At 21.1% G+C, this 16,498-nt stretch carries 13 protein-coding genes; all 13 read left to right on the top strand.

Annotation, left to right across the window (positions count from 1 at the left end):
- Nucleotides 1–354: 354 nt before the first annotated feature.
- The 13 genes from ATP_RS00130 (at nt 355) to ATP_RS00070 (ending at nt 16,287) form a co-directional block, all read left to right on the top strand.
- Nucleotides 355–666, top strand: coding sequence for a hypothetical protein (locus tag ATP_RS00130; RefSeq protein ID WP_012504183.1), 312 nt, complete (start codon nt 355–357; stop codon nt 664–666).
- A 147-nt stretch (nt 667–813) separates the two neighbouring features.
- Nucleotides 814–1,014: a hypothetical protein gene (locus ATP_RS00125; protein ID WP_012504182.1), complete on the top strand. Its 201-nt coding sequence runs from the start codon at nt 814–816 to the stop codon at nt 1,012–1,014.
- A gap of 319 nt (nt 1,015–1,333) precedes the next feature.
- On the top strand, nt 1,334–2,095 hold the full coding sequence (locus ATP_RS00120; RefSeq protein WP_148208572.1) for a hypothetical protein: 762 nt from the start codon (nt 1,334–1,336) through the stop codon (nt 2,093–2,095).
- A gap of 421 nt (nt 2,096–2,516) precedes the next feature.
- Nucleotides 2,517–2,711, top strand: coding sequence for a hypothetical protein (locus tag ATP_RS00115; RefSeq protein WP_012504180.1), 195 nt, complete (start codon nt 2,517–2,519; stop codon nt 2,709–2,711).
- Nucleotides 2,712–2,826: 115 nt separating this feature from the next.
- Entirely contained in the window at nt 2,827–3,402 is a 576-nt protein-coding gene (locus tag ATP_RS00110; RefSeq protein WP_012504179.1) for a hypothetical protein, read from the top strand.
- A 645-nt stretch (nt 3,403–4,047) separates the two neighbouring features.
- Complete coding sequence (locus ATP_RS00105; protein WP_041186046.1) at nt 4,048–4,764, top strand: hypothetical protein; 717 nt, start codon at nt 4,048–4,050, stop codon at nt 4,762–4,764.
- A 439-nt stretch (nt 4,765–5,203) separates the two neighbouring features.
- Nucleotides 5,204–6,577 carry a 2-hydroxycarboxylate transporter family protein gene (locus tag ATP_RS00100; protein WP_012504177.1) on the top strand — a complete coding sequence of 458 codons (1,374 nt, stop codon included), beginning with the start codon at nt 5,204–5,206 and terminating at the stop codon, nt 6,575–6,577.
- Between the two features lie 741 nt (nt 6,578–7,318).
- A complete protein-coding gene (locus ATP_RS00095; RefSeq protein ID WP_012504176.1) occupies nt 7,319–8,089 on the top strand; it encodes a hypothetical protein in 771 nt (256 codons plus the stop codon).
- Between the two features lie 271 nt (nt 8,090–8,360).
- Nucleotides 8,361–10,610, top strand: a complete 2,250-nt coding sequence (locus ATP_RS00090) for a hypothetical protein (protein ID WP_012504175.1) — start codon at nt 8,361–8,363, stop codon at nt 10,608–10,610.
- Between the two features lie 369 nt (nt 10,611–10,979).
- Nucleotides 10,980–12,476: a carboxypeptidase M32 gene (locus ATP_RS00085; RefSeq protein WP_012504174.1), complete on the top strand. Its 1,497-nt coding sequence runs from the start codon at nt 10,980–10,982 to the stop codon at nt 12,474–12,476.
- Nucleotides 12,477–12,582: 106 nt separating this feature from the next.
- Entirely contained in the window at nt 12,583–13,281 is a 699-nt protein-coding gene (locus tag ATP_RS00080) for a hypothetical protein (RefSeq protein ID WP_049821837.1), read from the top strand.
- A gap of 294 nt (nt 13,282–13,575) precedes the next feature.
- Nucleotides 13,576–14,154, top strand: coding sequence for a hypothetical protein (locus ATP_RS00075; RefSeq protein ID WP_012504172.1), 579 nt, complete (start codon nt 13,576–13,578; stop codon nt 14,152–14,154).
- 483 nt (nt 14,155–14,637) lie between these two features.
- On the top strand, nt 14,638–16,287 hold the full coding sequence (locus ATP_RS00070; RefSeq protein ID WP_012504171.1) for an ABC transporter ATP-binding protein/permease: 1,650 nt from the start codon (nt 14,638–14,640) through the stop codon (nt 16,285–16,287).
- The last annotated feature ends 211 nt before the right edge of the window (nt 16,288–16,498 follow it).

Genomic DNA, 16,498 nt, shown 5'->3' with positions numbered 1-16,498 from the left:
ATATTTTTTATTTTTGGTTCAATTTTATCTTAATGAATTAGAGATATTTTGAAATCATATGAATGAAATAATTATTATTCAGGTCTCATTTGATTAAAACTATCACTAATTTTTTTACTTTGATAAAATTTAAATTACTTCAAATCGAAACTTAATTCATGCAGTAGTAATTAATTAGGTTTTAATTTTAAAAATAATTTTTTATTTAAGTAATGAAATCAATATTGATTATGATAACAAACAATAAATTAGTTCTTCTCATTAATCAAATTACACAGAGAAATTTTATTTCACTAATTTTTAAAAATTTAATAGTGTAAGGAGTTTTATAAATTAAAATTAAGGAAGTTAGATATGATAAAAATAATTTTAGAAAAATTTTTAGCTTTAATTGGTTTGATTTTTTTATTAGGTTTAGCTTTTTTTTGGGCTGATGGTATTTATCCTGAAGACATTTTACGAACTGTAATTAATATTCCTACAAGTACAACTTTTAAACCAGATTCTGAAAAAGATCAAGATCAATTACCAGTTACTTCGCCATCGTCAGTTCTTCCACAAGATGAGAAATTACCAGTTACTTCGCCATCGTCAGTTCTTCCACAAGATGAGAAATTAACAGTTACTTCACCATCGTCAGTTCTTCCACAAGGCGAGGAGTATTAATAACGAAATTATTTAAAATATTATTTTAAATTTGCAATTAATTGATATTTTTATTAAACCAAAACGTTTCGTATATAATATTTTTTTTGATTTAAAAAAGTTTTTTTAACTTATTAAAATTAAAAATCTATTTGTCAGGTTTTAAAAATGAAAAAACAAACTAAAGAACAAAAAATTAGAAAAATGTTAAAAAACGCTAATTTATTAACTTTAAAAATTGTAATTTTAAAAAATTTAAATACTAAAACCAAATATATTAAAAATAAAAATATTTTGTTTGTTAATCCTCAAGTTAAACATTTAGTTTTTCAATTCTTAGTGAAACAAAAAAAGGACTACTTTTTATAAAGATATTTTTAAAGTTTTTTTAATTTTAAAATTTAAATGAATAATATTTTACTAAATTTTTAAAATAATTTAAAAATTTAGTATTTTTTTTCTCTAAAATTCTTTTTTAATTTTAAACATGCTAAAAAAAGTTTAAAATTAAAGTAGGTATATTAAGTATTTTAAATATATTTTTACTTTATATATTTATTTTAATTATTTAAAAATATTACTATTATTGAAGATTTAAATATTAATAGTAATAATTTTATTAGAAAAAAGGATATTAAATTTGTTTATCATTAATCAAAAATTTTTATTTAAGTTTATAATATTTTTATTGATTGTCAGTTTTTTAAATTTTATTTTTATTAAAGGTGAAGAAAGTGCGACTGTTTTAAATAATAATAACCATTCAGTTGGTTTATCGCTTCCTTCTTCTTTCGTTGAACAAAATAAAGATTTAAAGCATGAAGACTTTACTTTAACACTATTTGTGAGACAACCAAATCAATTTATAATTGAAGTGGAATTTTCGCCAGTTTACAGATATTATTTAGATTTAAGAATTAACCAAGATCAATCATCTTTTACGAAAGTTATTAATATAAAAACTAAATTTATGGATGATACCGAATCTAATCATGTGAACCCTGTGCCAGTTATAATCTTATTTAAGTTGAAATTAATTGAAATTGAATTTGAAACTCATGATAAAGTTATCTTTTCGAACGAACATTTAGAAGAAAAAGACCCTGTTACTCATGAAAATAAAATTTTTAATGGTTTTTATAAAAAGTTGTATAGAGATGGTGTACATTTTACTAATAAAAGTTTAAAAGAACTGATATTTCCGAATAGTATCACCTCAGTAACTCAAATATCAACATTGGAAAAAAATAATGATCAAACACCACACCCTTTTAACAGTATTCCAGAATCATTTTCATATTCGGTAAATGAAAATAATGATCATAATCTTCAACAGCTTAGTAGTATGCATCAAAATCAGTTTCCTCGGAAATATTATTTTTTAATTATTCCAGTAGCGATGATTTTGATTATATGTTTGATTATTTTTCTATTTTGGTTTAAAAAATAATTTTAAATTAAACTATTTGGAACATTAAAATAGTTTGTTTTCTATAAATAACTTAAGTTTAGTTAAAAAGTATTTTGAACACCAACTTTGAGTTATTTAAATTAAATAATGTCATTCAATCAACAACTCTGTTTGAGTTTTGTTGATTTTTTTTATTTTAACCAATTAATTCAGTTTTAAAATTTTAACAGATATCAAAGAAAAAGAAAACATTTCATTACCGGAAATTTTTAATTGCTTTATATTTGTAAAATTTTTTTTAAAATGATATATTTTAATAAGTTAAATATTTAATTCGGATTATGGTTTTTTGTATGATAAAAAAATAATATTGTTTGGTATTAATTTTTTTAATAACTAAAGTTATATATCTTTTGAATATTTAATTAATTAAATTTATTTTATTAGGAAAAAAATCGATATGAATAAAAATAAAAGTGATAATTCAACACCAATATTTTTTAGTTTAGATTTAAAAATTTTAATTTTTTTAAATTTTTTACTTTTAATAATTAACGGTTCTTGTATTTTGTTTAGATTTCAAGCTTTACCTAAAATATTGTATTATTATAATTTTATAGAATGGATAGAAACAAAGACTTCCCCAAAAAAATAATTACTTTAAATAAAAAAATCATATTATATAGAATTTGAATTCTTTTATATAGAGAGATGTTTTTGTGGTTATAGATTGTTATTTAAATTGATGATAAATAGAGGTTTGGTGGGATATGACTTTATTTAAAATTTTTTTAAAAAAAAAGATTTTTTTATTTTTTTTAATGTTTTTATTTTTGATGCTTTATATAACCATTAATGGTGTTCAACAACCTGCTCATAAACGGGAAACAAAATATCAATTATCGGTTAAATTGCCTTCTAAATTGCCTTCTCCTTCTATTAAATTGTTATATAAAAAGGATAAAGAGGAACATACAATTGATAATCCAACTATTCAACAAGTTGTTGATGTTGTTTGGGAAGATAAATTATCTGTCTGTAAAGTTTATACAGATACAAAAAGGTTTGTTAACGGTAGAATTGATCTTGTCAAGAAATGGAAGGATAACGATGACAACATTTTACAAATAGAAGAAATGGATTCAGAAAACTCATCATCATTCAAAAAAGCTTATAGGACTAATGAAAAAGATTCCTACAATAAAATACTTGAATTTATTATTTATCAAAATCTTGATTCTAAAGAAGATTATAAATCACCTACTAAAACTATAGAATTTACACCTATACAACCACGTACTCATCATTATTTAGAATCAAAATTTTTCGATTTCAAACAATTTTGATATTACAAAATAATTCAGCAAAATAAAAAAAACGAAGTGTTGCATTTTTTTAGACTTTTTAAAAAATAAAATATTTGTTCAAAAGTAGTTAAATTTGATTAATTAAAGTTTTTATAAAATTTAAAAAAAATATAAATATGATTTTGATAATTAAATAGACAATATTATAATTTTAAAACTACATTAACAACCAAATGCAATTTTTAAACGTAAAAAATAAAATAAAATAGTGGTTAATATCGGTTATTTAGTCTAAATTTATCATCATAAAAACAATTAATTCAAACATGATTTGATAATCATTAATTAAAAAACAAAGTTTTAAATTGAAAAAATTTAACAGTGAATATCAAGACATAAAGATATTTACTATCAAAGTGTTTTAGTTTATCATAGGTGTCTTATAAATAACATTTGGACATTTTTTTAAATCATTTACAATATCAAAAAAATTAGATCAAGTTTAAGTTTTCTTTTTAGAAGATTAAAAAATAACAAATAAAAAAATAAAATATTTGTTCAAAAGTAGTTAAATTTGATTAATTAAAGTTTTTATAAAATTTAAAAAAAATATAAATATGATTTTGATAATTAAATAGACAATATTATAATTTAAAAATTATGTTTAATCAGGGAAAGTCAAATATGATCTATAGTCAAAATAAATTATTAAAATTATTTTTAATAATTCCTTTATTTATTGCTTTCACAATTTTTTGTTATGGTTTACAAAATCATAAAAAAAGTCTTCAATATAAAGTGAGTGTTAAATTACCAAAACCGATACAACCACCGACAGACACAGAGATTTCAGAATATTTTAAGGTAAATCTAACTAATAACCCCGTTAATTTAGAAAATTTTCAACCATCAGAAGATTCAAATAAAACTGACTCAGAATTAATACCAATTACAACAAAAACTTCTATTTCAAAAACAATACCACAAATAAAAGATTCAATAATTACGCGAGAATATGAAGTTTTTTTAGATGATCAAGTTTCTTCTAAGGAATATATTAAAGTTCATGTAGATTATTTTGCAATAAAAAACATTTCATACTACGACAAATCATCAAATGAAAAAAAAAATATTTCAAACAATTTGTTTAACCAACACTACATATACGATTGGTTCTTAAAAACACCATTATTTAAAAATTCAACAAATCAAATCGATGATGTTATTTTAAAAGCTTCAAAACAACCAGGAGAAACAAATCCCAAGTTAAAGTTAGACCTTAAACAAACTTTAAATTATCAAATATTAAAAGAATATCCTATAATTAAAGAATTAATCTCAAAAAATGTTGATAACATCGAATTAGAAATTGATTTTACAATCAAAACTATAGAAGATTAATATTTTGGATTTAATTGACTACAAAATTTAATTATTTTTACTAATGGTTAATTTTGTAGTTTTTTATTTAATGATAATGATTTAATTTTTCATTATTAGTTATCTTTGATATTTTTTTAAATTCTTTATCAATTATTTTTAAGTTTAATTGAACAGTATTTGATGAATTTTATTTTCATATTTTTCAATTAAAGTTAAATTATTTTTTTTTTCATTGACAATATTTTTAAATTTTTAATTTTAAAAAATTTATTTAGAAAACCTAATGTTAAAGATGAAGATTATTTGTTATATTGTGATGATAAAAATTAAATATTGTTTTTTTTAAAAATTAAATGTTATCATATAATTATTAGTAAGATATTTTGAATAAGATCTTATTAAAATTTGAATTTTTAAAAAAAATTATTATAAAAATCGAAAAGGTGAAGAAATTAAAATGAAAGAAGCCAATATTATAAAAAATAAAAATAACAAATATGAAATTTTTAGTTTAAAATCTTTATTTTTTTTAGGTTTAATGTTTATTTGTGTTTTAAATGTTTATATGTTTAAACAAAATACTGCTTCATATTATCAACAATTATTTACACCTTTATTATTATGTATGGTTTTAGGTATTTTTTTACATTTTGTCGGTAATATGATCCCTTTTTTGAATAAATTCGGACTAAGTTTTTTATTATGTGCTTTAGTTCCTTCTTATTTAGTTTATCAAAAGGTAATATCACCGAAATTAGTAGAAAAATTTCATGAAGATTTTTTTAATAAAGGTATTAATTTTCCTCATTTTTTTATTCTTTTAGTAATTGCAGGTAGTATTTTTAGCATTGATAATAAATTATTAAAAAAATCTATGAAGAAATTTCTTCCTTTAACTTTAATTTCTGTTACGGTTGCTTTTTTATTGGTTGGAGGAATAGGACATTTATTACACTTTTCAGTTCCTAAAGGATTTATTTCCAAAGGTTCCTTCTTAGATGCTATTTTTTATGTTTTTGTTCCTATAACTAATGGGGGAGTTAATTTTGGTGTTAATGGTCTGACTAATGGTCTGTACGGAAGAGTATCATCGAAAATAAATAACTTTGAATTACGTGCATTTTTAATTGCTCCTTTAATTTTAACTCGTATACTGGCGATTGTTTTCACGAGTTTATTGTGTAATTATTTAAATAAAACGAAATTAAATGGTCAAGGTCAATTAGAATATATTAAAAATAAAAATAAAAGTGATTTGACAAATAAAAATAAAAAATTATTTGAACTGTCCGATATCAGAACAGGATTGTTAATAGCGATTGCTTTTTATATGTTGGGACGTGTATTAAGTTTTGTCTTTTTTAAAAATAACGATTTTGTTTTAGTATTTATGATAATTTTATTATTTATTTTTAAATTATTTAATTTAATGCCTATCAGTTTTCAAGGGAATTTGATTCAAACTGGTAAATTTATGACTACTAATTTTGCTGCTCCTATGTTGGTTGGTTTTAGTTTAACTACTAATTGGAAAATTTTATTAGCAGCTTTAACGGCATCCAAGATAATTTTATTAGTTTTAACTTCTTTATTAACAGTAACTTTAATTTCTCTTTTACTGGCGAAAAAATTTGGTTTTTATGCATTAGAAGCTGCCTTAACTGCCGGTCTAGGTTCTCACAGTGTTGGTGATTCTCCAGAATTTGGCGGAATTATCACTATTAGTAAAAAACTAGATTTATTGCCTTTAATGAACATTACTACTCGTATTATTGGACCAATGATTTTTTTTATTTCGTCTTTAAGTTTTCAATATTTTTATACATCTTAATAAAATTAATTAATAACAACAACATTGTTGATAGTTAAAATAGTATGATGATGTTATTAATATTGATAAATTTTTTGATTTGTTTGAGATTTTTTCAAATTAAACCATTAATAATTAGACTAGCTATGATCGAGCTAGTCTTTTTTAATTTATTATTTTTTTATTTGTCAATGATGATTAAAATATGAAATTGAATCTCGAAATCAGTGTCAATTAAATTGGTTTCGGAAAAATAAATTTATTAAATAAGAAAATATTTTTTAGAATTGATAATACATCATTAATTTATTTTCATAAAGCATCATATATATAAACAGTTAATAATTAACTAATCTTCTAATTTTGAAAATATTTTTAATCAGTCTTATAATCCATAAAAAGAAGATAATCAATATTACTTTAAAAAATTTCTTTACTCCAATATTAATTATTTGATAGTTGAGTAAACAGGAGATTTCTTTTTATTTTATCTTCGGAAAAAAATATCATTTTTTTATTTACCAGGTTTATTTTTTTTAGTTTTTCTTTCAATCAGAGTTAATAAAATAACTCAATTATAAATATAAATATTAATATTTATTATTATTGATTTTTTTTATTTTAGCATTATTTTCATTTTGATTTCATTAATTGATTATAATAATTATAATTTAAAGAAATTTTTTAAATGATAATTTTTTATCTTTAATTATTTTCATTGGGAAAATAAAAATATATTTGATGAATTTGGAGGTATAAAATTTGATTTTAAATAAATTTAAAAAAATCTTTTTTATTAATTTATTTTTGACTTTAATGAGTTTGATATTGATAGGTCTGAAGTTTTTTGATCCATCATTTAATGTTTTTCATTTTTATTTAAAATTATTTTTTTTATTAACTTGGACTTTAAATGATGTAATTGTTAATCACAGATGTGATGAATTAAAAAAAAAATATATGTTTTTAGATTCTAAACGTCTCTTTTTTAAAAGATATTTGATTAGTTGGGGTTTATTTTTACTAGGATTTATTTTGATAATTAAAATTTGTTTTTATGCTCCTACTGAAGAATTGGCATTAAATAAATTTATTTTGCAGATGATGACGACTGATACTCTCAATATAGATCGTATTATTATTTTAGGTTCTATTTTATTGATCATATTTTTAATTTTTTTAATATTGATAGTTTCTTGGGTATTATATGTTTATAATAGATTAAAAATTTTTATTTTTTTAGATTATTTAGAAAAAAAAGTAATCTCCAAAATTATTCGTCAAGAAGAGCATGATATTCATTTTTCAGAATTTCAAAAAAGACATTTTTTCGTTATTAAAATGTATTTTTTAACTTTTTTGGTATTACCTTTTTTATTTTTGTTTATTATTTTTTTTATTAATCATAATTTAATTTTGAATGCAATGTTTTTAAAAATTTATTATTTCATTTTGGCACTACCTTTATTAATTGGTAATTTTTTTAGTTGGATTAATTTTTATAAATTAGCTGTTCTTTTAGATGAAATTTAGTATAATTAACTATTTTTCAGATTTTTGATGAAAAATTTTTAAAATTAATAATTGATCGATGGATTGGGAACAGATATTAAAAAAATAAGATCAATTTATTTTTTTGCATTTTACTTGAATTTTTATTTTTTATAATTATACTTAAAGAATATAATAAAAAAATTAGTATGTTTATTTTTTTATTTGTTATTTTGTTAATAAATAATATATTTAAATTTTTTTTATTAATAATAATATTATTAAGAAATATAAAGGAGTAAAAAAAAGTTTTATGTTTACATCGAATTTTAAAAATAAAAAAAATTTAAATATATTATTTTATTTTTTTGCGATATGTTTAATGTTTTTGGCATTTATTGTTAGTGTTCCAATAAGTGCTGAAAAAAAAGATTTTAAAGCATTAGTTGATGCTCGAGCAATAAAAATTAGCCCTATAGAACATAAGGTATTTGATGGTAAATCAACACCAAACACATATACAATAAAATCAGACCAAATAGATGCAATAAAATCATTATTAAAAACAGAATTTGACCAAATAGATGGTATAAAAGACAATTATGACCTTTCAGTAGAAATCGCTGAAGGTGATGCAGCAGGTGTTTTAAAAGTAACTGATGGAACAATTAAAGATTTAAAAATTGTTGCAAAAGTGAAAGAAGACAAAAAAACTTTATTCTTAGAAGGAGACGATGCAAAAACAGCATTTACCTTTTCTAATGATCTTACTAAACTTAGAGTTCCAACAACATCAACAGACAAAAAAACTGTATTAGCATTTGCAGACTTTGAAATATTGGAAAAAGGTCTACTTGAAGATTTAGAATCAACAGAATCACAAAAAAGAAAAGCAAATCAAACACACAATAACAAATATAAAGAAATAGTTAAAACAATTATTCAGGATATAAATAAATTAAATCCTTTTACAAAATTAGATGACCAAGAATTTAAAAATTTTACAATAATTACTGTTAATAACAATGGTGTGAAACAAGTTAAATTATCAGGTAAAACTCAAGGAAAAGCAGACGATAAAAGTGAATTTTTAAATTTTAGAGGAGAAAAAACTATTGATTTAAATGTTTCGCCCGCATTACAAGATGCAGAAACATTTATTAAAGCAAAAAATAACAATAGTTTATATATTGGTCCTATAAAAAAAGAGACAACAGACGCAAACGCAACACTAACAACTGAAGCACAAAAAGAAAAAATTAAAACATATTTGATAACAAAAATATTACCAACAAAAGACAATCAAGATAAATTACTTGCAATAACAAAAGACGATTATGGAATTACATTTGACGACACAAATAAAAAAGTTAAAATAAAATTATTAAATACAGGCAAGAAAACAACAATTTTGTCTGCAAACAATGATCTAGTAGAATTATCATTTGATAATGATCTTGAAAGACTTAAATTGTTAGACAATTTCGAAATAGACACAAAAAAATATGAAGAAATAAACAATAAAAGTATTAAAAAATCAGCAAAATACGAATTTATTTTTCAAAATATTAAAGAATTAAATCCTTTTACAGAATTATTAGCGAGTGATTTTGATGTAGATTTTGATTCATCAACAAAAAACGTTATATTAAAAGGTAAAAACACTGGTACACCAGAAAATAAAAGTTATAAATTGATTAATAGTAAAATGACTACATTGAAAGTTAAAGTAGTTGATGAAGATTCAACAAAATCATCCCAATCAAAAAATAACAACAGGGACGATAGACAAAATCAAAATACATCAGGCGAAAATCAACAATCATTACAAAAAACAGATTTAAAAAAATTAATTGAAAACAAAAATCATAATTCTTTAACTGTGGGACCTGTAAGATTTGAAGCATGGGATGTTTCAACAGACCAACAAACAGTTAAAAATGACCAATTTTCATCAGTTATTACTAATAATATACCGGCAGCATTATCAGGTAAAGTAGAGATAGGAGACTGGAATTATAGATTAAAAACATTTAAATTAAAAGTAAAAACTGAAAATCAAAGTGATTTTGTTCAAAATGAATTACAATTAACATTTAGTAATAATCTTAATGACATTTTTTTACCGTCATCAACAACAAAAATTACATTAACAGAAGAACAATTTAACACAATGAAAAACTCAAACAACTCAGATCCTAACAAATATAAACTTATTGTTGATTTTATTAAAACACACAATCCTATGATATTATTAGAATCAAAAGATTTGGAAATAAAATTTTCTGAAACAAAACAAGATTTAATTTTATCAGGTAAAACAATAGATATAGACGGAAATCGTACAGGACTAAATTTTAGTAATACAAAAGTAATTCCGTTGGAAGTTACAGAAACTAAAACAAAAACTAACCAAGAACAAAAAACAACAACTCAAGACCAAACAACAGCAACAACTCAAGACCAAGGAATTTCTTGGTGGATATATGTTATAACTATTGTTTTTGTGGTTACTATAGGTTTTATCGCTTTTAAAATTTTTAAAAATAAAAATAGACAATAATATAATATTTTAAAATTAAAAAAAATATTTTTAGTACGAAAATAAGAATATAAATGTTTAAATTTCTTTCAAATAATTAAAAAAAATTTAAACATTTAGTTCTTATTTTTTTATTTATTTTTCTTATTTATTATTAATAATTTCTAAAAAAGTAGTTTTTTTATTTATTTTTCTTATTTATTATTAATAATTTCTAAAAAAGTAGTTTTTTTTATTTTTTTATTTGTTATAGTTGAAATTTTATAAAAAAATATATAATATTTATAATAATGATTATTTTTTTGATTTAATAATCATGATTTTATTTTTTAGGTTAATTTTTTTTATTTAAAAAAAATGTAAATTAAAATTTAATTTCAGGAGAAAAAAATGAATTTTTATTATCATAAATTAGAACAAAGATTTGAAGAAATTGGGCATTTAGGTAATATTTTAAATTTATTAAGTTGGGATATTGCTTGTAATATGAAAAATGGTTCAGAAAATAGTCGAACTAAAGAAATTATTACTTTAAATAATATTATTCGTAAATTATTGATTTCGAAAGAAAATAAAAATTGGCTTTTAGAAGCTCAAAAAGAAATTAAAGATTTAGATCAATGGCAACAAGTTAATTTAAAAGAAATAGCTTTAACAATTAAAAATAAAGAAATTATTTCTGAAGAATTACAAAATAAATTGATTTTAGCCACTAATCAAGCTGATTTAATTTGGCGTAAAGCTAAAGTTAATAATGATTATGAATTATTTAAACCTTATTTATCAGAAGTTATTAAATATACTAAGGAAATTGCTCAAGTTCGTGCTAAAGCTTTGGGTTTATCATTATATGATGCTTTAATTGATCTTTATGATACTGGAACGACAGTCCAAAGTATCAAAAAAACCTTTGCGGTTTTAAAAGAAAAATTACCTCCTTTAATTAAAGAAATTTTAAAAAAACAACAATTAAAAAAACATTTATATCAACAAATTTCTTTACCAATTAAACAACAAAAAAAAATTAATTATCAAATTATGCAAACTTTAGGTTTCGATACTAATAAGGGTCGCTTAGATGAATCCGCTCATCCTTTTTGCGGTGGTACTCCTCATGATGTTCGTTTAACTACTCATTATTCTGCAGACAATTTTTTGAATAGTTTTTATGCTACCGTACATGAAACAGGTCATGCTTTGTATGAACAAAATTTACCTGAAAAATATAAAAATCAGCCTGTTGGTAATGCTCGAGGTTTTCAATTTCACGAAAGTCAATCGTTATTAATGGAAAAACAAGTTGGTAAATCGAAAGAATTTTTAAATTATTTAACTAATTTATTAAGTCAAAAATTTAATTTAAATGATGATTTATTTAAAACGGAAAATTTATATTTAGCCGCTAATCAAGTTAAACCTGATTTCATTCGGATTTATTCTGATGAAGTTACTTATTGTTTGCATATTATTTTACGTTTTGAAATTGAAGAATTATTAATTAATGATCGATTATCTTTAGATGAACTACCAACCGTTTGGAATCAAAAAATGCAAGATTATTTAGGTATTTCACCCAAAAATTTTACTGAAGGTTGTTTACAAGATGTTCATTGGTCAGCAGGTTGTTTTGGTTATTTTCCAAGTTATGCTAACGGTATGATTATAGCCGCGATGGTTATGGAAAAAATTAAAACTATTTATCCTAACATTAAAAATGATTTCATTCAAGGAGAATTTAGTAATTTAAATCAATATTTAAATCAAAACTTTAGAAATTTTGGTTCTCTTTATTCTAGTGAAGAAATGTTATTTCAATTGACAGGTGAAAAAGAAGTTAATCCATATACTTTTTTAAAATATTTAGAAGATAAATATTTATTTAATTAAAGATTAATATTTTTAATTATTTAATATTTGGATAGAAAAATTTAATTTCATAATTTTTATATTTAAAGTTAATTTTAAAAAAAATAAAGAAAGAAATTTAATGAATATGAAAAATCAATTTAAAAAATTATTTAAACATCGCGCGGATAATGTTTTTAAAATATTATTTGCAATGGGTTTAATTTTAATAGTTTATATTATTTTTACTATACAATTAAAAAATATTTATCAAAAATCATCTATTAAAGGTTCTAAGACATGGTTGGATTTAATTTATTATTATACTAATCAAAGTAATATTTTAGTTTTAATTACAATGACTTTATTTTTTACTTCGTTTAGAAAAAATCCTAAATTTTCTTGTTTAGCTTTTATTACTTTAACATCTATTTTATTTACTGCAATTATTAATCATACTATTGTTTGTCCAACAGAACTTAAAGATTTCAGTTTTTCCTTAGAAACTTATTATCATTATCATCACACTATAATTCCTATTTTATATACTATTTTTTATTTTTTTAAAAATATTCCACCGATAGATATGAAAAAAGTTTATATTAGCTTAATTCAACCTTTAGTTTATTTTTACTTTTTTTTATTTCAAGGTTTATTTAACAAAAATACTAAATATCCTTATTCATTTATTGATCCTATGAACAAAGGTATTTTTAATATTACAAGTGAAGGTGGACAAGGTTATTTTTTAGTTTTATTAATGTCTATCATTTTAACAATTTTATTTTACTTTTATAATTATGTATTAGCTTTTATTAAAAATCGATATTTTTCTTATAGGGGTTAAGATGGTTTTTATCAAAAAATAATGATAATGGCTATTTTTAAATTAATTTTAATAAATTAATTATTGTTATTAAGAAGTTTATTAGAAATTATATTTTTTATAAAACATTAAATACCAAATTATTATTCCGTTAAATAAATAATTTTCAATAAAAAAATGTAACACTTCGTTGCAACATAAAGATTTTTTAAAAATATTTTAAAAAATCAATGTTTTAAAAAATAAAAAAAAATCTAAGTAGTTATTTTATTTTTTTTAAAAGTCTAAAAAAATACAATATTTCAGGGAGTAATAATGAATCAAATTCAAACTATTAATATAAATTTGGATAAAAGTAAATTAAGTACAGTACAATTAGTTTTCGTTACTGTTATAAGTGTTTTGACTTTAGGTCTAGCATGGTTTAGTGTTTATCCTTTTTTTAAAGTTTTTGCTTTTAAACGCGATATTGAATTACAAATTTCCATAAAAAAAAATTTTTTACAAGAAATAAATAATTTACAAAATAAAATTCAAAAAAATATTAATTTTAAAGTAGAAAATTATGATATATCAAAAAATAATCCAAAAAAAGAAAGATCTTTATTCGCATTAGGAAAAATACAAATAATTTTTACATCTATAATCGCAACTATTTCTATTATATGTATAATATTTAATAATATTATTGATTTACCAAATCATGAAGAAACATATCCTTTATTTAGTTTGTTCTATATTTATTGTTGGGAAGTTGTTTATAATGGGAATATAATATTCCAAAAAAATAAATATTCAATTATTCAACTAGAAAATGAAAAAGAAAGATTATATGAAGATATAAAAAATTTTGAACAAAAAGAATTTTTATTATCACAACAAAACAAAAAATAATGATAAAATGCACTATTTATTTTTAAAATAAATAGTGAATTTTTTAAATTATATTTTTATTTATTAAAAATAAATTTTATTATTTTTAAAAAAAGTCTAAGGTTTTAGAAAACTTCGGTGTTCAATGTTATTTCTTTCTTGTAAACTTTTAAAAACTGTTTATTTTATTGAGTTTTAATTTTTGATTATTGTCCATCATTTTTAAATATGAAAATATTTTAAATAAATAAGAAATTTTGATTCAAAAAAAATTCTAATTGGTTAATAAGTTAATATGCAATGAAGAATAATAATTTAATGTTTGTTATTTATTTTTTAATGGTGTTTATTAGAATTTAATTGTATTACTAGAATTTAAAAATTAACGGATTTAAAAGCTTTTTCAGAATGCAAATTATATATTTTGATGAAAAATATAGATATTATTTCTATATATATAAACATCAATCAAATGTCAAAAGAAAGTAAGAGAAAATATTTTTTATGATTCAAATAGTCAATTTAACTAAAAATTTTGCTAATAAATCTCAAATGCCGGTTAATGTGTTAAAAAAAATATCTTTAAATTTACCTGATAAAGGATTAATTTTTATGTTAGGTAAATCTGGTTCGGGTAAAACTACTTTATTAAATTTATTAGGTGGTTTAGATTTTTTTGATCATGGCGATATATTAATCAATGGCAATTCAACTGTTAATTTTAAACAAAGTGATTTTGATAATTATCGTAATGGTAGTGTCGGTTTTGTTTTTCAAGATTTTAATTTAATTGAAGATCTGAATGTTATGCAAAATTTAGCTTTACCTTTACATTTACAAGGTAAAAAAGCTGATCCAGTTATGATTAAGAAATTATTAAAAGATTTTGATTTAGATGGTTTTGAATTGAGAAAAGTTAATCAACTTTCTGGCGGTCAAAAACAAAGAATCGCTATTGCGCGTTCTATTATTAAAAATCCTTCCATTATTTTAGCCGATGAACCCACCGGCAATCTAGATTCTAAAACAGGCAAACAGGTTTTAGAAATTTTTAAAAAATTATCTGCGGATAAGTTAGTGATTATTGTTAGTCATGATGCGGAAAGTGCTTATCGTTATGGTCAAAGGGTTATTGAATTACAAGATGGAAAAGTGTTATCAGACTTATCAAAAAATAATGTTTCTCCATCTCCTCAACAGGGTTTTAATCCGAAAAGTTTCAAAATTGGACAAAAAATTACCCCAGAAATTTTGCTTCAAATGCAAAACCAAAACCAAAATGACTTTAAAGCTTCTTTTATAGCGACTAATCAAGTGGCGAATGATAATACCCACGAACATCGAGAAATGATTAAAATTGGTAGTTATTTACCCCTTAAATTAGCTTTTAAAATGGGCATGAGTTATTTTAAAGAAAAAAAAATTGCTTTAATATTTTTTTTATTAATATCTGCGTTGATGTTATATTGCCAAATTTTTACGAATGCTGCGTTTTTTGGTGTGAAATCATTAAAAAATCTACAAACTCATGCACAACAATTATCCTTACAAGAATCATTAAAAAAAATAGATTTTTTAGATAAGTCGATTCAATTTTTTTTGCAATTTGCTGAAACAACGATAAGTAATGGCACAAAAAATATGTTATATTTAAATTTAATTGTTTTTATAACTGTTTTTTTTACTGTTGGTCGATTTGTAAAACAAAGTATTCAATTTAAAAAAAAAGAAATTGGAATTTTAAGAGCTTTAGGCGCTAGAAGTAGAGATGTGTTTAAGATTTTTTTTAGTGAAGGTTTTGTTATTGCTAGTTTAATATCTATTTTTGCGATTTTGTTTTTTTATTTCATTCCTTTTAGAAATATTTTGATTGAAGATGTAGTAAAAAAAATGATTAATTTTTATGTTGTAAGGTTAGAAAACTGCGAACAAGTAAGTATTATACAAAAATTACCCTCAGAATTAATATCAATCATCGGTAAAATGAAGGATGACTTGATTTCATTTAGAGAAAACATTATTTTTTATTTACATTTAGGCATTGCATTTTTAAATATTGTTGTAAGTACTTTTTTAATTGTATTTATTAGTATTTTTTATCCTATTTATAATTTCGCTCGAAAAAAACCTATTGAAGTTATTTTAAATAGATAATTATATTAATTTTTGCCAATATCAAATATTAATTTATTATATCTTAGTAACCATATAGTTTTTGTTATCAAAAAGTAAAATTTTCTACCTAGTTATTTCCTTAAAACTATTTCGAAACAGAATATGAACATCATGGTGAAATTTTTTAGGAGGTAATTGAAAAATAATTAATCAACATTTATCTCAAAAAGAAATTATTATCATTATTACT

It is taken from the genome of Candidatus Phytoplasma mali (assembly GCF_000026205.1).
Lineage (GTDB): Bacteria > Bacillota_I > Bacilli_A > Acholeplasmatales > Acholeplasmataceae > Phytoplasma > Phytoplasma mali.
Note: the sequence above shows the minus strand (reverse complement) of the source record. Positions and strands in the feature narration are given on the sequence as shown.